This window comes from Terriglobia bacterium (assembly GCA_020072845.1).
GTDB lineage: Bacteria > Acidobacteriota > Terriglobia > Terriglobales > Acidobacteriaceae > JAIQGF01.
Window position 1 is genome coordinate 1 of record JAIQGF010000011.1, and the last position, 25,845, is coordinate 25,845.

23 protein-coding genes, 2 rRNA genes and 1 pseudogene are annotated in these 25,845 nt (G+C 61.3%); 15 read left to right on the forward strand and 11 right to left on the reverse strand.

Annotated elements, in window-relative coordinates; genetic code table 11:
* Both LAN70_11465 and rrf read left to right on the forward strand, forming a co-directional pair.
* Nucleotides 1–423: ribosomal RNA gene (locus LAN70_11465) — 23S ribosomal RNA — on the forward strand; the annotation flags it as partial.
* A 244-nt stretch (nucleotides 424–667) separates the two neighbouring features.
* A 5S ribosomal RNA gene (rrf, locus tag LAN70_11470) occupies nucleotides 668–784 on the forward strand.
* 50 nt (nucleotides 785–834) lie between these two features.
* Here rrf and LAN70_11475 read toward each other — a convergent pair.
* Nucleotides 835–1,068, reverse strand: coding sequence for a hypothetical protein (locus tag LAN70_11475; GenBank protein MBZ5511772.1), 234 nt, complete (start codon nucleotides 1,066–1,068; stop codon nucleotides 835–837).
* Nucleotides 1,065–1,304: a hypothetical protein gene (locus LAN70_11480; protein MBZ5511773.1), complete on the reverse strand. Its 240-nt coding sequence runs from the start codon at nucleotides 1,302–1,304 to the stop codon at nucleotides 1,065–1,067. Before LAN70_11480 ends, LAN70_11475 begins: the two co-directional genes overlap by 4 nt.
* A gap of 113 nt (nucleotides 1,305–1,417) precedes the next feature.
* Here LAN70_11480 and LAN70_11485 point away from each other — a divergent pair, with 113 nt between their 5' ends.
* Nucleotides 1,418–1,885 carry a YdeI/OmpD-associated family protein gene (locus tag LAN70_11485; GenBank protein ID MBZ5511774.1) on the forward strand — a complete coding sequence of 156 codons (468 nt, stop codon included), beginning with the start codon at nucleotides 1,418–1,420 and terminating at the stop codon, nucleotides 1,883–1,885.
* Between the two features lie 143 nt (nucleotides 1,886–2,028).
* Nucleotides 2,029–2,385 carry a phage holin family protein gene (locus LAN70_11490; protein MBZ5511775.1) on the forward strand — a complete coding sequence of 119 codons (357 nt, stop codon included), beginning with the start codon at nucleotides 2,029–2,031 and terminating at the stop codon, nucleotides 2,383–2,385.
* A gap of 37 nt (nucleotides 2,386–2,422) precedes the next feature.
* Here the strand turns inward: LAN70_11490 and LAN70_11495 are convergent, their stop codons facing one another.
* Together LAN70_11495 and LAN70_11500 are read right to left on the reverse strand one after the other, a co-directional pair.
* A complete protein-coding gene (locus tag LAN70_11495) occupies nucleotides 2,423–3,268 on the reverse strand; it encodes a prohibitin family protein (protein ID MBZ5511776.1) in 846 nt (281 codons plus the stop codon).
* 142 nt (nucleotides 3,269–3,410) lie between these two features.
* Nucleotides 3,411–5,249, reverse strand: a complete 1,839-nt coding sequence (locus tag LAN70_11500; GenBank protein MBZ5511777.1) for a M2 family metallopeptidase — start codon at nucleotides 5,247–5,249, stop codon at nucleotides 3,411–3,413.
* Between the two features lie 166 nt (nucleotides 5,250–5,415).
* Here LAN70_11500 and LAN70_11505 point away from each other — a divergent pair, with 166 nt between their 5' ends.
* Entirely contained in the window at nucleotides 5,416–5,604 is a 189-nt protein-coding gene (locus LAN70_11505; protein ID MBZ5511778.1) for a hypothetical protein, read from the forward strand.
* A 206-nt stretch (nucleotides 5,605–5,810) separates the two neighbouring features.
* Here LAN70_11505 and LAN70_11510 read toward each other — a convergent pair whose 3' ends face one another.
* Together LAN70_11510 and LAN70_11515 are read right to left on the reverse strand one after the other, a co-directional pair.
* The gene (locus LAN70_11510; GenBank protein ID MBZ5511779.1) at nucleotides 5,811–7,034 is read right to left on the reverse strand and encodes a DUF711 family protein; all 1,224 of its coding nucleotides are present in this window, start codon (nucleotides 7,032–7,034) and stop codon (nucleotides 5,811–5,813) included.
* Nucleotides 7,035–7,133: 99 nt separating this feature from the next.
* Nucleotides 7,134–7,847, reverse strand: coding sequence for a thiamine phosphate synthase (locus LAN70_11515; protein MBZ5511780.1), 714 nt, complete (start codon nucleotides 7,845–7,847; stop codon nucleotides 7,134–7,136).
* A gap of 152 nt (nucleotides 7,848–7,999) precedes the next feature.
* Between LAN70_11515 and LAN70_11520 the strand changes: the two genes are divergently transcribed.
* Nucleotides 8,000–8,587: a VOC family protein gene (locus tag LAN70_11520; GenBank protein ID MBZ5511781.1), complete on the forward strand. Its 588-nt coding sequence runs from the start codon at nucleotides 8,000–8,002 to the stop codon at nucleotides 8,585–8,587.
* Between the two features lie 225 nt (nucleotides 8,588–8,812).
* On the opposite strand, the pseudogene LAN70_11525 reads toward LAN70_11520, so the two are convergent.
* A pseudogene (locus LAN70_11525) lies at nucleotides 8,813–8,944 on the reverse strand (lysine decarboxylase).
* 89 nt (nucleotides 8,945–9,033) lie between these two features.
* Here LAN70_11525 and LAN70_11530 point away from each other — a divergent pair.
* Complete coding sequence (locus LAN70_11530) at nucleotides 9,034–9,735, forward strand: hypothetical protein (GenBank protein MBZ5511782.1); 702 nt, start codon at nucleotides 9,034–9,036, stop codon at nucleotides 9,733–9,735.
* A 69-nt stretch (nucleotides 9,736–9,804) separates the two neighbouring features.
* Nucleotides 9,805–10,317, forward strand: a complete 513-nt coding sequence (locus LAN70_11535; protein MBZ5511783.1) for a nucleoside deaminase — start codon at nucleotides 9,805–9,807, stop codon at nucleotides 10,315–10,317.
* 82 nt (nucleotides 10,318–10,399) lie between these two features.
* Here the strand turns inward: LAN70_11535 and LAN70_11540 are convergent, their stop codons facing one another.
* The 3 genes from LAN70_11540 to LAN70_11550 form a co-directional block, all read right to left on the reverse strand.
* Nucleotides 10,400–12,151: an LOG family protein gene (locus tag LAN70_11540; protein MBZ5511784.1), complete on the reverse strand. Its 1,752-nt coding sequence runs from the start codon at nucleotides 12,149–12,151 to the stop codon at nucleotides 10,400–10,402.
* A 338-nt stretch (nucleotides 12,152–12,489) separates the two neighbouring features.
* The gene (locus LAN70_11545; GenBank protein MBZ5511785.1) at nucleotides 12,490–12,741 is read right to left on the reverse strand and encodes a hypothetical protein; all 252 of its coding nucleotides are present in this window, start codon (nucleotides 12,739–12,741) and stop codon (nucleotides 12,490–12,492) included.
* Nucleotides 12,742–12,896: 155 nt separating this feature from the next.
* Nucleotides 12,897–15,512: a tetratricopeptide repeat protein gene (locus LAN70_11550; GenBank protein MBZ5511786.1), complete on the reverse strand. Its 2,616-nt coding sequence runs from the start codon at nucleotides 15,510–15,512 to the stop codon at nucleotides 12,897–12,899.
* Nucleotides 15,513–15,783: 271 nt separating this feature from the next.
* Between LAN70_11550 and LAN70_11555 the strand changes: the two genes are divergently transcribed.
* Nucleotides 15,784–16,998: a P1 family peptidase gene (locus tag LAN70_11555; GenBank protein ID MBZ5511787.1), complete on the forward strand. Its 1,215-nt coding sequence runs from the start codon at nucleotides 15,784–15,786 to the stop codon at nucleotides 16,996–16,998.
* Nucleotides 16,999–17,118: 120 nt separating this feature from the next.
* Here LAN70_11555 and LAN70_11560 read toward each other — a convergent pair whose 3' ends face one another.
* On the reverse strand, nucleotides 17,119–17,643 hold the full coding sequence (locus LAN70_11560; GenBank protein MBZ5511788.1) for a DUF4337 domain-containing protein: 525 nt from the start codon (nucleotides 17,641–17,643) through the stop codon (nucleotides 17,119–17,121).
* 329 nt (nucleotides 17,644–17,972) lie between these two features.
* On the opposite strand from LAN70_11560, the gene LAN70_11565 reads away from it, so the two are divergent.
* From LAN70_11565 to LAN70_11590, 6 genes are all read left to right on the forward strand, one after another.
* Entirely contained in the window at nucleotides 17,973–19,397 is a 1,425-nt protein-coding gene (locus LAN70_11565; GenBank protein ID MBZ5511789.1) for an adenosine deaminase, read from the forward strand.
* A 162-nt stretch (nucleotides 19,398–19,559) separates the two neighbouring features.
* Nucleotides 19,560–22,586, forward strand: coding sequence for a protein kinase (locus tag LAN70_11570; GenBank protein MBZ5511790.1), 3,027 nt, complete (start codon nucleotides 19,560–19,562; stop codon nucleotides 22,584–22,586).
* 282 nt (nucleotides 22,587–22,868) lie between these two features.
* On the forward strand, nucleotides 22,869–23,378 hold the full coding sequence (locus tag LAN70_11575; protein MBZ5511791.1) for a hypothetical protein: 510 nt from the start codon (nucleotides 22,869–22,871) through the stop codon (nucleotides 23,376–23,378).
* A 44-nt stretch (nucleotides 23,379–23,422) separates the two neighbouring features.
* Entirely contained in the window at nucleotides 23,423–23,842 is a 420-nt protein-coding gene (locus tag LAN70_11580) for a GntR family transcriptional regulator (GenBank protein ID MBZ5511792.1), read from the forward strand.
* A gap of 4 nt (nucleotides 23,843–23,846) precedes the next feature.
* On the forward strand, nucleotides 23,847–24,722 hold the full coding sequence (locus LAN70_11585; GenBank protein MBZ5511793.1) for an ABC transporter ATP-binding protein: 876 nt from the start codon (nucleotides 23,847–23,849) through the stop codon (nucleotides 24,720–24,722).
* Entirely contained in the window at nucleotides 24,719–25,651 is a 933-nt protein-coding gene (locus tag LAN70_11590) for an ABC transporter permease (protein MBZ5511794.1), read from the forward strand. The genes LAN70_11585 and LAN70_11590 overlap by 4 nt, the downstream gene beginning before the upstream one ends.
* Nucleotides 25,652–25,845: the final 194 nt, after the last annotated feature.

Here is a 25,845-nt window from a genome sequence, read left to right on the forward strand (position 1 = left end):
CGACGCTCCGGTTTGGCACCTCGATGTCGGCTCATCGCATCCTGGAGCTGTAGAAGGTTCCAAGGGTTAGGCTGTTCGCCTATTAAAGCGGTACGTGAGCTGGGTTCAGAACGTCGCGAGACAGTTCGGTCCCTATCTGATGTGGGCGAAGGAGATTTGAGGGGGCCTGTCCTTAGTACGAGAGGACCGGGATGGACGAACCTCTTGTGTTCCAGCTGTCCTGCCAAGGGCACGGCTGGGTAGCGAAGTTCGGTTGTGATAACCGCTGAAGGCATATAAGCGGGAAGCACTCCCCAAGATGAGATCTCCCAACCCGTAAGGGTCAAGAAGGGCACACGAAGACTACGTGTTTGATAGGCTGGAGGTGGAAGCGCCGTAAGGCGCGTAGCTTACCAGTACTAATCGCCCGTTCGGCTTGACCATAAAATTTACCCGGTGCAGTTGAAGTCCTCAGCCGTCAGCTTTTCAGACCCTCAGTCGAACCTGGCTGACCTGAAGCGATGACTGAGGCTTCCGCGCCGCAAATCCTTCTAATGTAAATCCCAATCTATTCAGTTGTGAGGCATCGCCCTCACGCTCTTTGAAAACCTTGCTGTCGCCTCCTGTCGGCCGGGCAGTGAAACCTGATTTGGTTTTGCTGAGGGCTGACGGCTGATAGCTGCAAGTTTCCGGCGATCACACCGCGGGGGCCCCACCCGTTCCCATCCCGAACACGGAAGTTAAGCCCCGCAGGGCCGATTGTACTGCATGCGAAAGTGTGTGGGAGAGTAGGTCGTTGCCGGATTAAATAAAGGCCACACGTCAACCACGTGTGGCCTTTTCCGTTTAGGCTGACTATCGGCCGCACAGCACTGCTTGCTGCGCGGCGCGGGGCAATTTCACTTCGACAAACTGATCGGCGGAGAACAGGTAATCTTCCCCGGAGTTGTCAACAACCCGAATCAGTCCCTGATCGCGCGCGCTCTTTTCAGTAGGCAGCGCTTGGTACACCTTGCCCACATCTAAATCGACTCCCGCGTACTCGCCCGCGTCAATACACACGACGAACCGCAAGCGGCGTCCGCTCACAGGCGGTGCAGCCGCCTTTTTACCTTGAACAGCCTTCTTCCGATTCCGTGTGCTTCGTACCAATGCAGCTCTGCTAGCCATACGCTTCCGTCAGCATACCGCACTTCTGCGATCCCTTTCATCTTCCGCCAATGGTCACGGCCGAATCTTCGCCACAGGTACTTGCGCGTACGAACAGCTGAGCCGGTCGCGATCGTTTCAATATCGCGGATTGCCCCAACAACTTCAAAGTCCATTGGAAGCCGCGCATTGTACCCTCGGGTTCACACCTGCGTCTGTGATTGTTCGAGGTCCGACTTGCCAAATCCCCTCCCTTCTGCGTTAATCTGCGGCTCACCCGGAGGTCCCCATGCGCAAACAATTCAAGGTCACCCTTTTCGGCGCCGGCCGCAACTCCCAGGTCGCCGGCATGAACATCCCCTTCGACGTGAAAAAAGTCTGGGGCCGAGCGCGCGTTCCGGTCACCGGCACCATCAACGGGTTTAAGTTCCGCACCACCGTCTGTCCCATGGGCGGCGAGTACTTTGTCTGCGTCAACCGCTTCATGCGCGAGGGTGGCAAGTGCGGCGTCGGCGACACCGTTAAGGTTGTCATGGAGCCCGACACCGCCCCGCGCACCATCCAGGCGCCGCCCGATCTCAAGAAGGCTCTTAGGACGAACCAGGCCGCGCAAGCCGCCTGGGACCGCTACTCTTATACCTGTCGTAAGGAATTCGCCCAGTGGATCACGGAAGCGAAAAAGCCGGAGACGCGCGCCCGCCGGCTGGAGAAATCCATTGCCATGCTGGCCGCCGGCCGCAACCTCAGCCAGCGCTAGCGCGCCCCCGCCGCCGCGCGTACAATTTTCATCCGGAATCGATTGCGTGATTTGCTGATTCCCTGATTTGCCGATTGAATCCGCACGCCAGCAAATCACCCAAACAGCAAATCACCCAATCGGCAAATCAGCATATTTGGTTTATGGTGCGTCTCCTACTCCATTGGCTCCTCAGCGCGCTCGCCCTGCTCGTCGTCGCCCGGGTGGTTCCCGGCTTCGACATGCCCGGATTCGGCACGGCGCTGTGGGCCGCTGTCATCATCGGCCTGATCAACGCCACGCTCGGCGCCCTGCTGAAGCTGATCACGCTCCCGCTGACCATCCTCACGCTCGGCATCTTTTGGATCGTGATCAACGCGCTGATGCTGTGGCTCGCCACCGCCTTTGTGCCCGGCTTCCGCATCAGCGGCTTCGTCGCCGCCTTCGTCGGGGCCATCGTGCTCATGCTGGTCAACATGCTCTTCCGCGCGCTCCTGCCCAAGCGGCGCGACCAATACTGAAAACCGATAACCGGCGACCGAAGACCGCTAACCTTTTCTACTGGTGTCCGAGGATGATCGGCAGTCCGTTCTTGCTGTTGCCCATCACCACGATCTTGGTGTTCTGACTGCGCGCCAGCGACTCGGTGGCTTCGATTCCTTTCCACTCCAGCAGCGCCGGGCTGATCCCCTGCGACACGATCTGCTGGAAATCGCGCACGCCTGCCGCTTCGATGCGCTTGCGCTCCGCTTCCTGCTTTTCCTTTTGCAGCCGGAACGACATCGCCAGCGACTCCTGCTCCGCCTGCTGCTTGGTCTCAATCGACGCCTTCAAGGTCGCCGGCAATTGGATGTCGCGCAGCAGCACCTGCTCCACCGTGATCCCGCGCTTGTTCAACTCCGTGGACAGTTGAGTGTTAATCTCCCGCGCCACCGTTTCCCGCTCCCCGGTGTACAGCGCGTTGGCCGAGTGCGACGCCGTCGCTTCGCGGATCGCCGCCCGCAGGCTCGGTTCCACGATCGTGGCTTCGTACGCCGGACCAATTTTCTGGTACACCTCGGCGGCGCGTTCCGGGTTCAGGTGATACAGCAATGAGGTGTCCAGCGCGATGACCAGCCCTTCGCTGGACGGCACGCTGGCCGATTCCTTCACTTGCTGCGTGCGGATGCTGAGAATGTTGTTCTCCTTGAACGGGTTCACCAGGTGCATGCCCTCGGGCAGCGTTTCGCCCGTCACCCGCCCGAACAAGGTGAGCACGCCCACGTTACCCGCGGGCACTCTTGCCACCGCTGCAAACAGCAGCAGGATGACCAGCAGCGCGGCCACCGCCACGCCCGCCAGCCGCAACACGTTGGAACCGCCGGCGTCGATTACCTTGTCTCTGTCAAAACCATAGTTCGCCATTCGCTTTTTCCTCCGCGAATGATTGTATGCGTCGTCGCGCAATCGATTGGGAGAATCAGCGCCTCCGCGATGCTCCCCAAAAAGCGGACGCGGCAGCCACCCTCGGCTGCCGCGCTCGCTACTCAGTCCTCGGGACTCGGTACTACCAGCCCAGCTTCACTCCATTCTTCGCATTCTGCTCATCGAGCCACTTCTGCAGCGGCGCGAAGTAATCCAGGATTGCCGTCGCGTCCATCTGGCGTTCGCCCGTCAGCGCCTCCAGCGCATCCGGCCACGGACGGCTCTGGCCCATCTCCAGCATCTTTTTCAGGCGCGCGCCCGCAACCTTGTTGTTGTAGATGGAGCAGCGATGCAGCGGGCCCTGGTAGCCGATCGACTTGCACAGCCCGCGATGGAACTGGAACTGGAGCACGTCCGCCAGGAAATACCGCGAGTACGGCACATTGCCCGGCACGTGGTATTTCGCTCCCGGATCGAAGTCCTTCTCGCTCCTCGCCACCGGCGGCGCCACTCCCTGGTACTTCAGCCGCAGCTCCCACCAGGCCTTGTTATAGTCGGCCGGCGCAGTCTTGCCCGAAAACACGTCCCAGCGCCACTGGTCAATCAGCAATCCAAACGGCAGGAACGCGATCTTCTCCAGCGCCTTGTGCATCAGCAAGCCCAGGTCCTCGCTCGCCGGCGGCGCCTGCTGGATCAGCCCGATCTCCTTCAGGTAGTCGGGCGTGATCGAAAGCGCGATCGTGTCCCCCACCGCCTCGTGGAAGCCGTCGTTGGCGCTGCCCTGGAACAGCGGCGTCTGCTTGGCGTAGGCCATCTGGTAGAAGTTGTGCCCCAGCTCGTGATGGATGGTGCGGAAGTCCTCGTCGCGCACCTGGATGCACATCTTCAGCCGCACGTCCTGCTGGTTATCGATGTCCCAGGCGCTGGCGTGGCAAACCACGTCGCGGTCGCGCGGCCGCACGAACATCGAGCGCTCCCAGAACGTCTTCGGCAGCGGATCGAAGCCGAGCGACACGAAGAAGTGCTCGCCGGTTTTCACCATCCGCTCGTAATCGAATTTCTGCTGCTCCAGGATGGGCGTCAGGTCAAGCCCGCTGCCCTTGCCGGGAACGTTGAGCAGGTCGTAGATGTTGGTCCAGTCCTGCGCCCAGATGTTTCCCAGCAGGTGGGCCGGAATCGGCCCGTTCGGCGGCACCACTTGCGGCCCGTATTTCTTCACCAGTTGCGAGCGCACGTAGGCATGCAGCGAGAGATACAGCGGGCGCAACTGGTTCCACAACCGTTCCAGCTCGGCGCTGAACTGCTCCGGCGTCATGTCGTAGTTCGACCGCCACAGCACGCCCGTGTCTTTGAACCCGATCTCCTGCGCGCCCTTGTTGGAAAGCGCGGCGCCGCGCGCGTACCGCTGCCGCATCTGCGGCGCGAACGTGTGCCAGCCAACCCACAGGTCGCGCAGCACGGCCTCGTCCTTCGTGGTCGCGAACGCCTGCTCCATTTCGCTCTGCCCCAGGCACTTCCCCGCGAATGGCCCGGTCTTCGGGCAGTACTTGCCTTTGCCGTACGTCCCTTCCAGCCAGGTTCCGATCTCCGCCAGCTCCTTGCGTTCCGCGGGATTGTTCGGCGCGGGCGATGTAAGCGACAGCTTCAGGAGCGTAAATTTCCGCTGCAGCACGGGCGAGAGTTGCGCGCCCTGGAATCGCTTGCCCTCGTTGACCAGTTCGGTGGTGGTGGCCAGAACTTGTTCATTCGCGCTGGCCGACAATGCTTCCGTGTCGTCGGTGATGTAGGTGGACTGCACCCAACTGGCGCGGCTTGCCTTTACGATCACTTCATCGAGCCGCGTTTCGGCGCCGCGCATGAAGCTTTCCGCGTCGGCCGGCGCGGCCTTTGTCGCCGTGGCGGTGGTGCTCGAATTCTGGCCGACCATCAAGGATGAACCGAGCAGGATGATGCCGATGAGAGTGCTGATACGCTGAACCATGTGTCCTCCCGGGCCGGATTGTACCCGAGGAACCGCACCGATTGCAGTGCGGCCGGGCCGGATCACCGGGAACCGATCACCGAAGACCGATAACTGTTCGTCGGACACACTTCCGCATATAATCCCCCGCCAGGCACAACCGGGATCCAGCAGAGAGTCACCGTTGGTGACACGGAATCAAAACAAAAACCCGGGTCTGAAGCGTTACCGCCTTTATCGCGGGCTGTACTCTCGTGTCGCTCGCCAGCTCGCGGTGGACCGCTCCTACGTCAGCCGCGTCGCGCGTGGCGAACGCCGCTCCCCGCGCGTGGAAGCTGCGCTCAAGAACGAGCTGCGCCGCATCGAACAGGGCTGACGAGTCTGTGTCAGAACCCAGTTTCGTATACAGCAGACTCAGTTTCGTAGACAGCAGTGGTCCAAGTGGAGCGAAAGTCCAGCCGCGGAGCGGCGGGATTCGCTAGCCCAGCGCGGTAGCGCTGGGGAAAGTGGAACAGAATTGTCGAGCGCCAGCGGCGCGGCACAGTTCTCACACAGACTCTGACGGTCAGGCTGCGGGTTGTTTCATGGCGCCGGTTGCAACGTGGTGTTCACCAGAAAAGGATCGTCGAATTCGGTGCGTTCCCCGGCTTTCTTCCCGGCTACCGGCAGCAGCCGCGCCGAAAGCGGCTTGTTCCACTTCCACGCCAGCGATGCCACATCGCTGAGGATGCGCCGGAGCTGCTCCGCCGTGATGTCGCCCGGCAGAGGAATGGTGTCGAGCCCGGTGCCGCACACCGCCGAGTAAGCCAGCAGCGCGTCCATCGACACCGCTCCCTCGCTCCAGCGCTGCGCCAGCAGGCTGTCTTCCAGGATCGGCAGCATCAACCCCGAATAGCCTGCCTGCTTCACCGGGATGGCCTTCAACCCCGCCGTTGTCGCCGCCACCGCGCTCATCGTCCCGCTGGAGCCGAAGCGGGCGTGGGTCAGCTTTTCGATCGCCGCGCCGATCGACACCTCCTTCAGCGGCGCCGGCGAGAGGTCCAGTCCGGCGTAGCTCCAGCCGGTTTGTGTGGCGATTCCCTGCGCTCCCGCCTCGATGTCCTGCGCGAAGCGGCCCAGCCGCACGGTGAGTTCCTGCGCGCCTGCCTCGTAGCCGGTGGATGCTGCGAACGCCTCGCCGACCACATTCGCGGATTCCAACCCGACCGCAAACTGGTGTCCGGCGCCAGTGTGGTACGAGCCGGGATAGAACGGCGCCAGCGGTGGCAGCATCGCCGTGGCCGCGAAGTTGAAGTTCGCCTGGCTGTGGGGACTGTGCTCTTCCAGGTACTTGATCACCTCGGCGGCCGCGGCAATCGCCTTCCAGTGGATTCCATCTGCCGCGGCAATGATGATGCTGCCTTCCAGCATTTTGGTCGCTGCCAGAGCTTCGGCCAGCAGATGCGCCGCCGCCGGATCGTCGGAGTCGGTGAGCATGGCGGGGCCGATCGAGGTGTCGAAGTTCTCCCTCTGCGCCAGTTCGTCATAGCTGCGTAGGAACGCCAGAGCCTCGTCGTGCTTGAGCCCGCGCACCAGGTCCGGAAAGGGCTGCGTGGTGATGCGCAGCGATTCCACCTCGTAACCGCGCTGCTCGAATGACGCCTTGGCGCGGCGCAGGAAGACCAGCGTGTCGCGCACCTCGTCCTGGTAGTGCGCGCGCTCCAGGCGCACGAACGCGGTAATGGCGCGCACTTTCGGCTTCTGCTGGGCGAAGGCAGGTGCGATGAGGACCAGCGCGGCAAACATCAGGGGAACGAACTTGCGCATGAGCAGCTCTCCACGTCGGTCTATCAGTCTATCGGTCTTTCGGTCGTTCGCTGCAAGCCGCGGTAGGCGACAAACCGATAGACTGAAAGACCGAAAGACCTACTTCGCGTCCTTTGCGGTGGCGATATTTCGCAAACGCGCCACGACCTCCGCGACATCGTTGTCCTGGAACAGCCGAATCCCCGCAATTCCCGCGGCTCCCGCCTCCAGACAGGCCTGGGCATTGTCCAGCGTCACTCCGCCCAGCGCGAGCACGGGCAGATTCACCGCCGGTGAAGGTTCCGGGCGGCAGGCCGCGCGCAACGCTTCCAGTCCCACGCCGCGCTGTCCGCCTTTCTCGAACACCGGCGCGAAGACCACGAAATCGGCGCCTTCGGACTGGGCGCGGCGAACCTCGCTGGCAGTGTGGCAGGAGCACGCGATGGTGAAGTGGTCAGTGGCCAGTGGCCCGTGACCAGCAGCGGCAGCCTTCATCCAGATATCGCGAGCGTCGGCGGCGGAGATATCGTCCGACCTCAAATGAACCCCGGCGGCGCGGCAGGCGAGAGCGACATCAATGCGGGAGTTGATCAAAAGGCGAGTTTCCGGTCTCCGGTTTCCAGTTCCCGGTTGTTGTGCCTTGGCGCTCTCGATGGTTGCCATGGCATCCGATGCCAGTTCGCGCAACTCGCGCGCGCTCAGGTCTTTTTCGCGGAGCTGGATGTAATCGACGCCACAGCGTGCCGCCTCTGAGATTTTCCGCAGCAGCGCCGCGCGCCCCTCCGCCGCGGAGCCGGAAAACTGGCGACGATCGCTGATGTAGTACAGGAGCATGTGAAGTTTTGAAACTTGAAATTGCAAATCGCAGACAATTGTATGCAATCCCGGCGCTCCGGGCGGCACATCCAGGCTGACGTTCTGGTTCGCTTCCGATGGCGAAGCGCTTCAGGTAGAATGGCGCGCCACATTGCAGGGTAAGTGCAGCCATGGCGAAAGTATCTGTGAAGAAGGCAAAAAAGAAGACGCGCCCCGCCGCCAAGGCGAAGAAACCCGCGGCCAAGAAGGCGAAAACAGCCGTCCGGCCGGCGAAGAAAGCAGCTCCGCCGCAGCCGGCCTTGCTACCGGGAGGCGACAAGCTCAGCTTCAATCACGCGATGGTGTACGTCAAGGATGTGCAGCGCGCGCTGGATTTCTATTGCCAGTTGCTGGGATTCAAGCAGGTGGACGAGTTCCGCTACGAAGGCAAGCCGGTGTACGCGCGGCTGCGCGCGCCTGGGGGCGACGGCACCATCGCCTTGCACCAGGCGGGACCGGGAGCGTCGCTGGCGAGCGAGGGCGTGCGTTTGTACTTCGAGATTCGCGACCTCGACGGCTTTTGCCGCAAGCTGCAGGCCAACGGTTTCTACATCACGCAACTGCCGCAAATGATGCCGTGGGGCTGGCGGCACGCCTACCTCAACGATCCTGACGGTCACGAAATCAGCCTCTACTGGGCCGGCGAGAACCGCATGAAGAAGACCGTCATGCGCACCGCAAAAGAAGTGGAGAAGGTCCCGGCCGCGAAGGGGCGCTAGCAGGCTGCTGAAAAACTCCGCGTGAATCTCGTTTGGGAAGGGCACGGCTTCAGCCGTGCCGGAGGAGTTCTTTATTTTGTCATTCCGAGGGGCTTCAGCCCCGAGGAATCTCGGTTTTGTTCCACCCACGCGAGTTTTTCAGCAGCCTCCTAGTGTAGTGTCCCATAAGTAACTAGCATAAGTAACGGCTTTGGGTTAAGCTGCCGGACATGCGAACCGGTCTAGCTTGCGCATGAAAAAGTAGTGGAACTCGAAATTCAGTTCCGGGCTGATGTAGCGGTTGGGCATCTGCTCGTAGGGCAGGTTGATGTTGAGCCCGATGGTCTTGCCGCCGGCTTCCCGCGCTCCCTGGCGTGAGGGACTTCGGCCTGTCGCTTCGCGACGCGGTTTTCGCAACCTTTGGCAATCGGTTCTCAGAATGCTAGACTGTCGTGCCGAGGACCAAGATGGCGAGTCCCGACTTCGGCGCGTCTCCTCCTTCATTTGAGAGGATTTCTCATCTCGGCGAACTTCTCATTGTGATCTTCTACGCTGAGGCCTATCAGCAAGCCGCCACGATTTTTATAGAAGCCTACCATGGTTCGGGGTTAAGCCTTGGGCCCGTACTAGTGTTTGCCATATTCTTCATGGTCACCGTGCGTTTTTTTGTCGGGAACCATCTTCATTTGACAGATAAGCACTGGAATGAAGATCTCCCCAACCCTCAGAATCAAAAACCGGAGAACCAGAACCATGAGAAGGAGAAGAAGCCGAGATGGGCGGAACGGAGTAGCAGGAACCTCTACTATTGTGACGCTTTCTTCATAGCTTTGGAAAGTCTTGCCATGATCCTGCTGGGAGGTCTAGGTTCAGTTAAGGCCAGCGTAAATCTTCTGGTTGGCCTGCTGATCCTCATTTCCGCCTTAGACGTGGTTTGGATTTGCATTCAGTTGCTCCTCAACCTCAATCGGCGATGGCGGGAAAACAGACCGGCCACCCATCTTTATAACTGGTTACTGCTCAACGTAGGAGTGATCATAGCTCTCGGATTTCCGTTGTTTTGCTCGTGGAATGAACCACTTTCCACGAGAACATTGTGGGAAGTTACAGTGATTAACGGCGTCGCTTTCGTAATAGACATATTCGTATGCAATCTATTTGCGGCGTAGACAAAGATAGCTGTTGGCAGTAGCAGTCTCAGATTTCAGCAAATGATTCAGAAACTAGTGGGAGGAATCATGCCACTCGATGACGAAGCCTATTTGCGAATGGCCTTCAACCAAGCGCTCAAGAGTTATGAGGAGGGCGGCTGTCCTATCGGCGGCGCATTGGTAGACAACGATACCGGAACAGTGCTGGGCGAAGGTCACAACGGGCTTGTCCAGGAAGATAATCCGATCATTCATGGAGAAATGGCCACCCTTCGCGCCGCCAAGCGAATGAAAAACCGACACAATACGACCCTCTACACTACGCTGCAGCCGTGCTTTATGTGCGCAGGCGCCATCGCCCAGTTTGGTATTCCGCGCGTGGTGGTTGGTGATACGAAAAATACGTCAGACGGAGAAACCCTCGCCTTTCTGCGAGCGAGGGGAGTCGAAGTAGTAGTCTTGGACTCGCGTTCCAGTCCCGCCGCGGCGGACTGCATCGAACTTGCTGCCCGTTTCAAGGGGGAGAGGCCTGACTTATGGACCGAAGATTGGGGAGGTGGGCCGAATCCACGCCTGCGGGAGGCCCAAATGACAACCTAATCCCCGCCAGAAGCCGTATAGATGAGACTCGCGCGCGAGTTACATGCAAGTTTTGCGAAGATTCGTCTTTATGAAACGATGCTTACCGTCGGGCGTGAATGCCGATTTCAAGAATTCGCTCATAGAACGGAACTACCTCGTCGGGATCATCAGTAATAAGCACATTCGTTTTTAGCCAGGAAGGACCGCGATCGGAACCAGCGATCTTATCAAGCTGCTTTGCCAGATCGTCCCAATAGAGGCGACCCTCTATTGAACCGAAGAACACTAGGGGTCCCCGTTCGATCACGCCGAGCTTCATGTCAGTTAGTGTAAGGCCGATTTCTTCCAAGGTGCCGACTCCCCCAATACAAAAGAGATGGAAACTGGCGATCTCAAACCACCGTTGCCGGAAGTGGCGAGCGGTCTCTTGAAACGTCTGGTAGAAATCAACAGGTTCCTGCAGAGGCTGGTCCACGACTTCAAGATAATTGCAGCCAACCAACAACCCCAAGCCCAGTGCGACGTCGGCTGCCTGCTTCATGGCTCCGGGGCCGCCGCCGGTCAGGAACGCGACGTGTCCCCCCAGCAGATGCTGAAGTTTTTCCAGGAGGGTCCTCAAACTACGGAACTCCTGCTCTGGCAGCGGCAGGGTGGAGCCGTAGATGGCAAACACCAAGCTCGATTTGAACGCTTCGATATTGCGGAATGGAACGAAAAATCCTCGTTTCCCCCTGTACACGTGAAGAGCCGTTTCCCCGAAGACTTCGTTGAACCAAATAACTTCTATGCCAAACGCTTCGTAGTCGGCAAGCCGGCCGTGATCTCGGGCGGAAAGAAACGGCCCATGTTCAAACGAGGCATTCCGGAAAACGAGTCTTCGTATGCGCCTATCCGCCGCCGCTGTGCAAAGCTGGAGATGCTCCAGGTGGTTTGGAAAGTATTCCATCAGGACAGTGGCTTCTGCCCCAGGGGCCAGGTCGCGCAGGGGCGCGATATCGAGAACGTTCGCGGGCCTTTCGGAGATGATGCGGCGCGCGGACCTCTCTATATCCTTCCGGATGGGAGCGGGCCTTGCGTGCATCTGAGGCTTGCCCATCGCACGTGCCGCGGCGATATCCGTAATGATTCCAACCGGCCTGACTGCGTACGATGCCCGATCCCGTTTGAAAGACTCCGAGTGAAAAAACGTGGCCAAGTCACGATAGTCGTCATCCCCTTTTGAGTCCCCGAACGTGCCCGGTTGGTCCAGCGGGGAGCCGCCAAACCAGCGCCGGGGCGTGAAACGGACTTCCTCCGCATCGTAAATCTCCGCTGAGACTTCGGGATTGACAATCGTCTTACCCGAAAAATTCGCGAACTCCAAGAAAATCTGGGTACCACGAGTGGTTACGGGGTCCAGGATCGCCGACTCCAGGTGCTGACCACGCGTATCAGACCGCGTGTCCAAAACTACGAAATGTCTATGGAGAAACATCGTGCAAGACGTTATGACAGCATCTCCTGGTTTGAGCACGATGTGATCGACGTCGCGTCTGAGCTGAAGGCGGTTCAGAATAGTCTTTCCGTCCTCGCGCGTTAGGATGGCGAGCAGGCCCTCCTCATCAATGGGCTCTGCCAGATCGTAGACGCAACGATGTGGGCGAATCGTAACTCGGCCCTCCGCGTCAATCGATACAGGGGCGGGCAATTGGAATGCGTGGTCGATCGTGGCCTGATAAACAGCATCACCCGTCAAGCGCCGGGCGGGATCGCAAAGCACGAGTCTACCAACTCGCAGGCCGCTCACAATCAGTCGGCTCAGGTACTTCTTGACAGGATAGCTTTGGACCAGGGCGTCGACGGTGGCCCGCAAACTCGCGGAGCCTCCGCCGATTTTCAGCGGAGCCACAGGCCTCACATTGATTCCTAATCGGGCCAGCCGACTACGCGTAACGAAGCGAACGTGTTCCCACAGACGGTCACTACGTTCTCGAAATGAATCCGGAATGTTGAAGTGGAGCTCGACATTAATAAGTCCGTCGGCCGTGTGATCTACGCTCACAACCCGGCCATCGTCAGTCTCAGGAGTTTCGTATCGTATCAACATTCAGCCGGTCCACCTCACGTAGGCGCAAATGGATCTTCACGATCCGAGTGAGCCCACTCTCTGACGAATCTGCAGGATCAGATTACAAATGACAAATCAGGAAATTACAAATCCTTCTTCTTCCCCGGATCGCGGTAGTGCACCGCCTCCCAGATTCCGATCCACACGTCCACCAGGCCGATCCCGGTGATGATGCCGCGGACAAAGTTGTCCTGCGCCAGGGCGCGCCAGGCGGGATGCGCGGCGAGCAGGGAGTTGTTGGTCCAGATGCGGGTCCAGGGCAACACCGCAAGCAGCATGCCCAGTTCAATGCAGAAGATGACGAAGATCACCAGCGAGAGGCGATGCAGCCAAATGCTGGTGCGCGAGACTTTGGCGCCGGGCGGGGCGGATGCAGCGGGCTGCGGTTTGCTCTCCACCGGCAAGCGCTCAGCCGGGAAAACCTTGGCGTCCGGATTCACCTGGCGGATTGGCTCCCTGGGATCGCTCGCAGGACCCATATATTTGGATTCTACGACCTCAAAGCTTTGATGCGCTCGGCAACATCCCGGTAGTCGATATTGCTGCCGTAAACCTCCATGAAGTGTTGCAGGGCGGAGGGACGGTCGCCGGCGGCCTCGTGGGCCTTCGCCAGGTCGTAGTGGAGCGACAAGCGCTGCTGCTCGTCGGTGGCGATCTTGAGCGCTTGTTCGTACCACCGGTAACTGGCGGCGGGGACTCCCTTGTCCACCAGGCACTGCGCCAGCCAGGTATAGGCTTGCATGGGCTGGCTGAAGGGAATGCCCTTCTCAATGGCGTGGCAGACTTTTTGCAGTTCACCGATGGCCTCGTCCATCAGGCCCATCTCGCGGAAGGCCACGCCCAGGTTGTAGTGCGTGTCCGGGTCCTCCACTTCACTGGCGCCGGCTTCGGCATCCTCCTTGAATTCGGCAAACATGTCGGAAAGAACGCTGCTCGCCTCCTCGTGTACCTCTTCCGCAAGCTTGCCGGGCGCGGCTTCCATCGCAGGCGCGGCCTGGGGAGGTGCGGGAGGAGGCGCGGCGGGCTCCGCGGATGCTGGCGTCGTGCCGCCCACGGCAAAATCCGTGCCCAGGGATTGTTCCAGATCGGAGACGAAGGCGCCCAAAACGTCGGCTTTCGCCGGCGCTGCCGCTTCGAGCGCGGGGGCAGCGGCCTCTGGCGAAATTTCCGCCGCGGGCGGTGGCTCAACTTGGGGTGGAGGTTCGATGCCAAAGTCGGCTGGTCCCTGGACTTCAATCACCGGGACCAATGCGGCGGTAACCTGCGATTGCATCCCGACGAGTTCGGGATTCCCGGGCGCGATCGCCTGGCATCGCTCGCAGGCGGCGCGGGCCTCGTTCCACATTCCCTGCGAGATGTAGAAGCGGATTTCGTCGAGCAATTCGCCGGCCGTGGGAAGCGGCGCGGCAGCGGGCGCGGCGGCGTGCGTCTCCCATTCCTCCGAAATATCAATCTCGGGCGCCGCTGCGGCGGGTGGCGCTGCCGGAGCAGCTTCGACCTCAACCGAGTACGACGGCGCCTGCACCTCAATGGCGGGCGCGGCGCCGGCGCGCTCATGATATCCGGCCGCCATCTCGCGATATTGTCTCGCCTGATCGGGATGACCGGCTTGCAGGTAAACCGATTCCAGGGTTGCGCAGCACTGCGCGGCATCGCCAAACCGGTTGGCGGCCGCGTAGAGCGAGGCCAGTCGCTGGTTGAGGCGGAAATCGCGTGGGGCTTGCGGCAGGACCTTTTCCAGCGGCGCCAGCGCCTTGGCCGGCATGTTGTAGGAATCGAGCAGTTCGGAGTCGGTGAGCGCCGACTTCACCGCATCGGCGATCTCGTCGGAATACTCCTGCGTGATCGCGGGCGCGGTCATTTCCAGTTCATCCACCATGAACGCCTGCGAGCCTTCGGCGGCGGTCAGCGGGCGCACCGCCGCGTCCTCGCCGAGCTTGGCGAGAACCTGGCGGTATTGCTGCTCGTGCATGGGATTTTCGGGCTCGCTTTCGGTCAGCTCGCGATAGAGATCCCGGGCGCGCTTCAGGTCACCGGCCTGCACCAGCGCGTGCGCCAGCAGCTCGGTGGATTCGCTGATATGCGATTGGTCGCCGAGCTTGCGATAGAGCTCGCGCACGATTTCCAGCAACGCCGCATCCTCCCTGACCTTGTACAGCGCGGCTTCCAGCCCGTGCTGCAGCGACTCGGTGTTGCCGAGCGAGAGCTGGCCGGAGAATTCGCGGTAAATCGCGAGGCTTTCCCGGTAGGAACCGGTCGCCATCAGCGTTTCCGCCAGCGCCTGGATGCCGCTGAAGTCTTTGTGCTGCGCCACCAGGTTGCGCGCCACCGTTTCCGCGTTCCCCAGGTCTTTCACCTGCAGGTGAGCCCGCAACAGGATGCCGAGCGCGTCGGGATTGCTGTCGATGTGCGCAATGCACTCCAGGTGGCGGATGGCGGCGGCGCCGTCGCCGGAATCCACCGCGATCAGGCCGCGCTTGAGCAGCGCACGGGGGTTGGCAGGATCGATGCTGAGGATGCGCCCCAGGGCTTCGTCGGCCGCGTCCATGGCCGCCCGCTGGTACAGCGACTCGGCCGCACGGAAATAGATTTCCTTGGCGTCTTCCTTCTTGCCCATCCGAATGTAGAGATCGGCCAGCTTGCTCTGCATGGCGGCGTTTTCCGGATCGAGCTCCAGCATTTTCTGGAAGACACGGGCGGCGCCGTCCAGGTCGTTGGCCCTCATCCGGTAGTCGGCGAGGGCAACGTATTGCTGGCGGGCATCGTTGTACAGGCCCTGCTGGGTGTAGAGGTCGGCGAGCTTCTGCAGGCCTTCCACCGAGTTGGGCGCCAGCTTGGTGAGCTTCTTGTACATGGCGATGGATTTGACGGTGAACCCGTCGGACGCGTAGGCATCGCCCACCTTGCGGAAGTGCGCGATCGCCCGGTCGGTCTGGCCGAGGCGCGCATAGAGGTCGCCGATGGTGTTGAGCACGGTCAGGTCCTTGGGGTCTTCCTTGACGACCTTTTCGTACTCGCTGATGGCGTTCTGCAGCTTGCCCTGCTGGACGTGCTTTTCCGCCGCGCTGAGGACCTTCGCCTTGTTGAAGCCAAAACCGAGCGCCATAAACCATGGACTCCGTGCTGAAAAATGCGCCACCCTCTAGAGGGATGCGCCGCTTTCGCTCGACGCTCCCCCACCGGGCATGCCCTCGGCCCGAGGTTGGAGGCGCGGAAAAGCTGTTCGCGGACGGGTTTCGCCAGATTTCTCTGGAATGCGGCTAACACTATCACAGCGAGTCGCGAGATTGCGAGTCCCAGGCGCCAGATCCAGGCTGCGCGCCCGGATCGGAACCCGAACCGGCGAGTACGGACCGATGGCGTACAATTTTTGTCTCATGCACCCGCGGCCCAAGCTGATCCTCCCCTTGCTGATTTGCCTTTCCGGCTGCGTTGCGCCGTTGCCTGCGTGGTCGCAGACCGCCGGCGGCACGACCACGCGCCCGCGCATTCGCGACCTCGGCGTGCAAGTCGGCGTCTTGCCGCCCGGGCCGCTGAATGCAATCACCGACGTTGCCGGCGTCACCGTCGGACAGACCACGATTGTGCGCGGCGACAAGGTGCGCACCGGGGTCACCGCCATCCTGCCGCACGGCGGCAACTTGTTCCGCGAGAAGGTGCCAGGCGCGGTGTTTATCGGCAACGCGTTCGGCAAACTCGCCGGCTCGACTCAGGTAAATGAGTTAGGCGAGATCGAGACTCCCATCCTGCTGACCTCGACCCTGGCGGTGCCGCGCGTGGCCGACGCGGTGATTGACTACATGCTGGCCTTGCCGGGAAACGAGGACGTGCGCTCCATCAATCCCCTGGTCGGCGAGACCAATGACGGATACCTGAATGACATTCGCTCGCGGCCGATCACGCGCGAGGATGTGCTGGCGGCGATCAAGGGCGCCAACGGCGGGCCGGTCGAGGAAGGCAGCGTCGGCGCGGGCACGGGCACGATCGCGTTTGGGTGGAAAGGCGGAATCGGGACGGCGTCGCGGAAATTGCCGGCGTCGCTCGGTGGATACACTGTCGGCGTGCTGGTGCAGACCAACTTCGGCGGCGTGCTGACCATCGCCGGCGCCCCGGTGGGTAAAGAGCTGGGGAGGTATTCGTTTCGCCGGGAACTGGAGAACAGTGCTGGAGCGCGCTCGCCCTCGAGCGCGTCCACTACCGACTCGGCCAACGGCTCCTGCATGATCGTGGTCGCCACCGACGCGCCGCTGGAGGCGCGCAATCTGAAGCGGCTGGCGGCGCGCGCGATTATGGGCATGGCGCGCACGGGCGCGGCGGGGTCGAATGGAAGCGGGGATTACGTCATCGCGTTCTCCACCGCGCCGCAACTGCGGATTCGTCCCGGCGATGAGACCAAGCCCCGGCAGGTGACGGTGCTGGGGAATGAGGCCCTGTCGCCGCTGTTTCTGGCGGCGATCGAAGCGACCGAGGAGGCCATCTACAACTCGTTATTAAAGGCAACGACGGTCACTGCGCGCTCGAAGACGGTGGAGGCGCTTCCCGTCGAGCGGGTCGTGGAGATTTTGAAGGTGCACGGGATGATTCGGAAGTAAAGGGCTGGAGCCGGATTCTTGTTCGCGGATTGCCGAATTGAAGAATCTGCGAGTTGCCGCACTTCGGCGCGCTTCAGGTTTAATCCGTCATTTCTTCAATTCGACAATCCGTAAATTGTCCTAGTGCAGCCAGGCGCCGCGCGCGGCGATGATGATCCCGATAGCGGTGCTGATGAACGACAGCCGCCAGAACAGACCTGACCCGGACAGCAGCGAAATCGAGCACAGCACGATGCCGATTTCGAAGCAGATCTCCGCCAAGTCGTAATGCCCGGCCTTGCGCTCCGTGGCCTGTGTCTCCTCTTCCAGCTTTTCGGCCTCGGCGCGGATCTTCTCGGCATCGCTGCGCTGCTTTTCGCCGCGCGACTTGAAATCTTCCGCCAGTTTTGCGCCCTGCGCTCCCAGGGCAGCGGCCATCTGCGCATTGGCCTCGTACATGTGGGCGCGAATGTTTTTCGCCTGGTAGAACGCCCACTGGTCGGTCGCGCGGTTCTGCAGCAGGACGGACTCGGTGTGCATGCGGTGGCCGAGCATGGTGGAAACGGCGAGCAGCACCGCGACCACCGCCATGGTCAGCCCAATCTGCTTGTCGGAGCGGCTGCGCGCCTCGTGCGCGACCTCGTGCAGTTCTTCATTCACTTCCATGGTGCTGCGTAGGATATCAGCTAACAGTTCTTAGCTGTCGGCTGGAGTCGTTTTGTGGTCAAAGCTGCTTTCGAACCAGCGATGAACCAGCTAAGAGCTAACAGCTAACACGCGTTACAATCCTCCACACTCCTTGAGGTGAAACTTTGGCACTCAGCCGCCGCTGGCACACGCTTCTATTTGTCCTGATCGCGACCATCGCCGTGGGGCAGCAGCCGGCGGCCAAGACGCCGGTCAAGAAACCCGCCGCAAGCGCCGCTGTGGCCGATCTCGGCGAGCAGCGCACTGCGCGCTACCTGGATTCCATCCGCCACCAGCCGTCGCTGCTGCTGGAGTTTGTCCGGCAACTGCCCAAGGGCGCCGACCTGCATAACCACCTGACCGGCGCTGCCTACGCCGAATCTTTCATTGACTTTGCTGCCCACGACGACCTGTGCATCGAGCGCCAGACGCTGCGCGCGGTGGCGCCGGAAAAAGCCGCGGATGGGCAGAAGCCTGCCTGTGACGACGCCAAGGGCCAGGTGCCGGCAGCGCGCGCCCATAGCGACCCCGTGCTCTATCGCGACATCATCGATGCCTGGTCCATGCGGCACTTCACCCCCGATCGCAACGACCGGTCGGCGCACGATCATTTCTTCGATACCTTCGGCAAATTCTCCCTGGCAAAAAACGATCACATGGGCGAAATGCTGGCGGAAGCGGTATCGCGCGCCGGTCACGAGCACGTCACCTACCTGGAGTTCATCCTCAGCCCGGACAACGGCGCCGTCGCGAAATTCGGCGCGGGCATGGGCTGGACCGGCGACATGGTGGGGCAGCGCCAGAAGCTGATCGAAAACGACATCGCGCGGGTGGTGGCGGCGGCGCGCGCCAACGTGGATCAGGCGGAAGCCAAAATGCGCTCCATGCTGCGTTGCAGCTCGATCGATGCCGATCCGGGATGCGCCGTGACCGTGCGCTACCTCTATGAAGTCCACCGCGGGCTGGGACGCGATCAGGTGTTCGCGGAGATGGTGGCGGGATTCGAAATGGGCTCTGCCGATCCGCGCGTGGTCGGAATCAACCTGGTGATGCCGGAAGACGGCCTGGTGGAAATGCGCGACTTCACTCTCCACATGCATATGATGGACTACCTGCACAAGCTCTATCCCAAGGTGCGCATCTCGCTGCACGCCGGCGAGCTGGCGCCCGGCCTGGTGCCGCCCGACGGTCTGCGCTTTCACATTCGCCAATCCATCGAGCTTGGGCACGCGGAGCGCATCGGGCACGGCGTGGACGTGATGCACGAGCGCGACCCGCTGGGATTGCTGCGCGAAATGAGGGCCAAGAACATCCTGGTGGAAATCTGCCTGACCAGCAACGACATGATTCTCGGCGTGCGCGGCCCCGACCACCCGCTGCCGATGTATTTGCGGTACGGTGTGCCGGTCGCGCTCGCCACCGACGACGAGGGTGTGGCGCGCTCCGACCTCGATCACGAATACCTGCGCGCCATCCAAACCTACGCCCTCAGCTATCAAACCTTGAAGCAGATGGCCCGCAGCAGCCTGGAACACGCCTTTGTTCCAGGCATCAGCCTGTTTGCGAATACGAAAGGGTTTCGGCGCACCGGCTGCGAGGCGCCCCCTCCTGGCGTGGCGGAAACATCGTCGCCGAGCTTATGCCGTCAAGTTCTACAAAGCAGCGAGCGTGCTCGCCTGCAATGGAAGCTGGAAGAACAGTTTGCCGCATTCGAGGCAACCGTGGGGAAATGAGTCCCGGTACCTGGAACTGGTCTTTGCTCGGTACTCGGTACTCGGTACTCAGTACTCGGTACTCGGTGCAAATCGGCGCGCAGCGCGCATTCTCCCCGGTGTTTGCGCTTGCGCAACGCTAGTGAAATAATCTTGCAGCTTGCCGGGCCTCGAGCTCCCCTGATGAATTGTCCGCGATGTGGGACCAGCAACCTCGATAACCTGTCCGCCTGCGTCCGCTGTGGCGCAGCTCTGGTACCTGCGGGCGAGGCGGCCACCTTTATCGGGGTAAGTTTGCCTCCCACGCCGGCAGCCAAAGCCGGCGCGGCGGCGGCGCCCGCGCCTGCGCCCCCGGTTCCACCCCGTCAGGGCGATGGCTCCAACGTTGCCACCGCTGGGCCGTGGGCGGCGCTGGGCATTTCCTCCAGTTCGGACCACGTGGATTTCGGCCCGCGCTATCGCATTGACCGCATGCTCGGCCAGGGCGGCATGGGCGCGGTCTACAAGGCCTGGGACAAGGAACTGGAGCGTCCGGTCGCGCTCAAGCTGATCCGTCCCGAACTAGCCGTGGATCCGGCGGTGGAGCAGCGCTTCAAACAGGAACTGCTGCTGGCCAGCAAGATTTCCCACAAGAACATCCTGCGCATTCACGACCTGGGCGAGGCCGCGGGGGTGAAGTTCATCTCCATGGCGTTCGTTGAGGGCCAGGACCTGCACCAGCTTCTCACCGCCGAAGGCAAGCTGACCCTGGAACGCACGCTGAAGATCGCCCGGCAATTATGCGGCGCGCTGGAGGCGGCGCACAGCGAAGGCGTCGTCCACCGCGATTTCAAGCCGCAAAACATCCTGCTCGACAAGCAAGAGAACGTCTACGTTTCGGATTTCGGTCTGGCCAAGTCGCTGGAGCACGATAGCGGCATGACCAAGAGCGGCGAGTTCCTGGGCACGCCGCGCTACATGGCGCCGGAGCAGGTGCAGGGCGGAAAAATCGATCATCGCGCCGACCTCTACGCGCTCGGCCTGATCCTTTACGAAATGGTGACCGGCGATGTCCCCTTCCACGCCGACACCACCCTGCAACTGATGTACAAGCGGGTGCACGAGGTCCCCAAGAGTCCGCAGACCCTCGACCCCGGCCTGCCCGATTGGATCACGGGCATCATCATGAAATGCCTGGAACGCAATCCCGACCAGCGCTACCAGAACGCAGCCGAAATCTTGCACGACATCAACGCTGGGGTGGCGCCGCCCACCGTCGCGAAACCGCCCGAGAGCCGCCAGTTCACCTTTGCATTGCCGGTGATGTCCCGAGCCCGCTGGGCCGGCGTAATTGCGGCCATCCTCGTGGTGGCAGTAGCCATCGGCGCCCTGGTGCTTCGCGGCAGATTCAAGGCGGCCGGTCCGGGGTCAGGAAAGCCGGTGACCGTCCTGGTGGCCGATTTCAGCAATCACACCGGCGATCCGGTTTTCGATGGCACGCTGGAACCGATGTTCAACGTCGCGCTGGAAGGCGCCAGCTTCATTAATGCCTACAGCCGTGGCACCGCTCGCAAGCTCGCCCAGAAACTTCCGCATCCCACTGACAGACTCGACGAGCAGTCGGCGCGGTTGATCGCCATCAGCCAAGGTCTGGGCGCCATCGTGACCGGCTCCCTGAGCCGGCGTGGCGATGAGTACAAGGTTTCAGTGGAGGCCATGGACGCGGTCAGCGGCAACACCATTGCGAGTGCGGAAGCCACCGCCGCGAACAAAGATGCGGTCCTGACTGTCGTTCCCAAGCTGGCGGCGCCCATCCGCAAGGCGCTCGGTGATACCACGCCGGAATCGGAGCAACTCAACAAGGCCGCAGGTACGTTCACCGCTGCCTCCCTGGAGGTGGTGCACCAGTACAGCATCGCGTTGGACGAGCAGTTCGCCGGCAAGGTGGAGGAGGCGCTGAAATCCTTCGCCAAGGCCGCCGAACTCGATCCCAACTTTGCCCGCGCCTACTCCGGCATGAGCGCCATGGCGAGAAACCTGGGCAAACAACAAGACGGCGAGAAGTACATCAAACTGGCCATGGAACACGAGGATCGCCTGACCGACCGCGAGCGTATCCGCGTCCGCGGCGTGTATTACATGGGCACGGGTAACTGGCAGAAATGCGTCGAGGAATACAGCGAGTTGGTCAAGCTCTACCCCGCGGACAACATTGGATACACAAATCTGTCCGCCTGCTATACCGCCCTGCGCAACATTCCCAAGGCGGTTGAGGCGGCGCGGCGAGCGGTCGAGATCGTTCCCCAGGGCGCATTGCAACATCTCGTTCTGTCGTTTTACAGCTCTTATGGCGGAGATTTCCAGGGCGGCGAGCGCGAAGCGCGGGCAGCGCTCGACCGCAACCCCTCCTACGGCGCCTATCTCGCTCTGGCGGAGGCCCAAGTCGGGCAGGGGCAGTTGTCGCAAGCCGCCGAAACCTATCACAAGCTGGAAACGGTCAGCGCGCTGGGCGCTTCCATTGCCGCTTCAGGTCTCGCCGACTTGGCTTCCTATGAAGGCCGTTTCGAAACGGCTGTGCGACTCCTTGAACATGGCGCGGCCGCCGACCTCGCGGCCAAAAGACCTGAGAACGCCGCCGACAAGTTTGCGGCGCTGGCCAACACGCAGCTCTTGCGAGGCCAGAAGGGGGCGGCAGTCGCCGCCGCCGACAAGGCGCTGGCCAATAGCCAGTCCGTGCAAGTCAGGTTCCTGGCGGCGCAGACTTTTCTCGAGGCTGGAGAAACGGCCAAAGCGCAAAAACTCGCTGCCGGTCTCGGTTCCGAGCTGCAGGCCGAGCCTCAGGCCTATGCCAAAATCATTGCGGGAAAGTCCGCTCTCAAGCGGGGAGACGCCCGCCAGGCCATTAAAGATCTTACCGAGGCCAACAACCTGTTGGATACCTGGATCGGCCGCTTCGAGCTTGGCCGGGTCTATCTGGAAGCCGGGCAGTTCGTGGAAGCGGATTCGGAATTCGACCGCTGCATCAAGCGCCGTGGCGAAGCTCTCGAACTCTTCATGGATAATGTGGCCACGTACGCCTACTTTCCCCCGGTTTATTACTACCAGGGACGTGTGCGGGAAGGGCTCAAGAGCCCCGGCTTCGCGGAGTCTTATCGTACCTATCTGAGCATCCGCGGCCAGACTGGCGAGGATCCCCTGGTCCCCGCAGTCCGCCGGCGCCTCGGTCAGTGAAATCTGGGAAAGCCCTTGCCGCGCGCACCCGGCCTCCACTCGCTACCGCACAAGACGCAAGCTTAAGAGCGTGTAACAAAACCCTACTAAGACTCCCAAGCGGTGGCGGGAACCGGCGGCCCAAAGAAAAATCAAAAAAAGAGCTTGCATTGTGCTCTAGTGTTATAGTTAACTATAACACTAAGCGGACCGGTGAGCGCTCGCACCTGAGAACGCGAGAGAGAAGCCCGACCCGAAAGTAAAGAAGCTTAAGGAGAATGAAACATGAAATCCCTTCGTTTTGTGCTGTCCGTTGTTCTGATGTCGCTCTCCACCGTGGCTTTCGCGCAGTCCCAGGCGCACAAGATGGACGCGCCAAAAGCCGCCGCGCAGAAGTCCGACGCGCAGATGTCCTTCGCAACCATGAAAACCCTGGCGGGAGAGTGGGAAGGCCCCGTAACCGTCCCGGAGATGCCGGAGATGTCAGGCGGCATGCCGATGCACGTCTCGCTGCGCGTGACCTCGAGGGGGAACGCGCTCGTGCACGAGTTACAGGAAGCAGGAACGCCGTTGGATGCGACCAAGTACGACCATCCGGTCACGATGCTTTACGTGGACGGAGACCAGCTCACGCTGGTTCACTATTGCGACGCGGGGAACCGGCCGCGCATGACCGGCAAGATGTCGCCCGACGGCAAGACGGTCGAGTTCGAGTTCAAGGACATCAGCGGGAGCACGGAGTACCACATGCAGACGTTCATGATGAAGGACAAGCCGATCCACGCGCACTTCGATCTGCGGCGGAAGAACTGAGGCGCGCCGCCTCTTTGGTAAGGTTGGGTTTCCTGGAAAACCTGATGGACCTTGAGTGGAACGACAGTCAGCCGATTTACCGTCAGCTTCGCGACCGTGTCGTCGCGATGATACTCGACGGAGTTCTCAAGGAAGGCGACCCGCTGCCCTCGGTGCGCCATGTCGCGGCCGAGTATCGGGTCAATCCGCTCACGGTTCTGAAGGGCTATCAGCAACTGGTGGACGAGGGGCTGGTCGAGGCCAAACGAGGCCGCGGCATGTTCATCAATGCCGGCGCGCGCAGTTTGTTGCTCAAGGGCGAACGCCAGAAGTTTCTTGCCGAAGAATGGCCCCGGGTCCAGGCAACCATTCAGCGGCTCGGCCTGACGGCGGAAGAACTCCTGGACGGCGTAACCCACCGGTCGTCTCCAGATGACGCACAGTCGAAACCCGCCGAGTCGAATCCCCCCGAGAAGGAGCGCTGAAGCCATGGCATGCATAGAAGCACGCGGTCTCCGTAAGGCGTTCGGAACAACGATCGCGCTGGACGGCATCAATTTGCGTGTTGAAGAGGGCCGCATCCTCGGACTCATTGGTCCCAACGGCGCAGGCAAGACCACCGCACTCAACGCGATTCTCGGCCTCATTCCCTACCAGGGAGAACTGAGTGTGCTGGGACGCAACCCCTGGACCGAGCGTGATCAGCTCATGCGCGACGCCTCGTTCATTGCCGATGTCGCCGTGCTGCCGCGCTGGTTGCAGGTTTCGCAGGCGCTCGATTACGTCGCCGGCGTGCACCCGCGATTCGATCGCGCGAAGGCGGAAGGTTTTCTGGCGAAGACCACGATCCGCCGCGCCAGCAAAGTCAGGGAATTATCCAAGGGCATGGTGGCCCAACTGCATCTCGCCCTGGTCATGGCCATTGACGCGAAGCTGCTGGTGCTGGACGAGCCGACGCTTGGTCTCGACATCCTCTATCGCAAGCAGTTCTACGATTCCCTGCTGAACGACTACTTCGATCGCAGTCGCACCATCGTGGTGACGACGCACCAGGTGGAAGAGGTCCAGCACGTCCTCACCGATCTCATGTTCATCAACCGCGGCCGCATCGTACTCGATTGCAGCATGGAACAATTGGAGTCGCGCTATCTGGAAGTGATGGTGCATCCCGAGCAACTCGCCGCGGCACGGGCGCTCAAGCCAATGCACGAGCGCCAGGGGTTCGGTCGCAGCATCCTGCTGTTCGATGCTGTCGATCGTCAGCAACTCGCCGCACTGGGCGAGGTGCGGACACCCAGCATCGCCGACTTGTTCGTTGCCGTGATCGGCGATCCGGCCGGAGAAACACAAGGAGCGGCTGTATGAATACTCATTCGAGTGCCGTGCCTGAGTCCTTCGACTCCCAGGGAGTCGCGCCCGCGGTCATGTCAGCGACTCGGCCAATGTATTGGTCGGTGCGACGCGAATTGTGGGAGAACCGTTCCATCTTTATCGCGCCGCTGGCCGTTGCCGCCCTGTTTCTGTTCGGCTTCTTGATCAGCACCATTCGTCTGCCGGGCAAGGTGCGTGCTGCGTTGGTGCTCGACATCATACAGCAGCACAACTTGGTCGCGCAGCCGTACCTAATCGCTTCGGGTCTGATGATGCTGACCACTCTTGTCGTCGGGGTGTTCTACTGTCTCGACGCGCTGCACGGCGAACGTCGCGATCGCAGCATCCTGTTCTGGAAGTCGCTGCCGGTTTCCGATCTCACGGCCGTGCTTTCCAAGGCGATCACTCCGATCGTGATCCTCCCGCTGGTCAACTTCGCGATCACCGTTGTGACGCAGTGGATCATGCTGTTGGTGAGCACCGCGGTCCTGCTGGGGAGCGGTCTGAGTGTCGCGCCGCTATGGACCCATGCGTCGCTGTTCCAGACGTGGCTGATGCTGCTCTACCACCTCCTGACTGTTCATGGCCTCTGGTACGCGCCAATCTATGGCTGGCTGCTGCTGGTGTCAGTGTGGGCAAGGCGCTCGCCATTTCTATGGGCCGCCTTACCGCTGCTCGCGATCGGCGTCGTCGAGAAGATTGCGTTTAATACTTCGCATTTCGCCGCGATGCTGGTAAACCGCATGCTCGGTGGTGGGGGAGGCAGCGACGACTTCATGACCGGCAGCCTCTCGATGGATCCCCTGATGCACTTTACTCCGGGTCAGTTCCTGTTCAGCCCGGGTCTGTGGATCGGGCTGGCAATCGCCGCGGCATTCCTCGCCGCAGCCGTCCGGCTGCGCCGCTATCAAGGGCCGATCTGAGTCGCATGCAGTCTTGATCCCAATTCATCCCATAAGGGGAAACGATGATGAACCACAGCAGAAATGATGGAACGGATTGCAGAGGCGATCCTCGGAACAGAGGATGATCCCTTAAAAGACAACAGGGCCCTGATCGGTGTGCGCCGATCAAGGCCCAGGGCACTTCGGAACAAGCCGAGTCAAGCCCGGGTTTG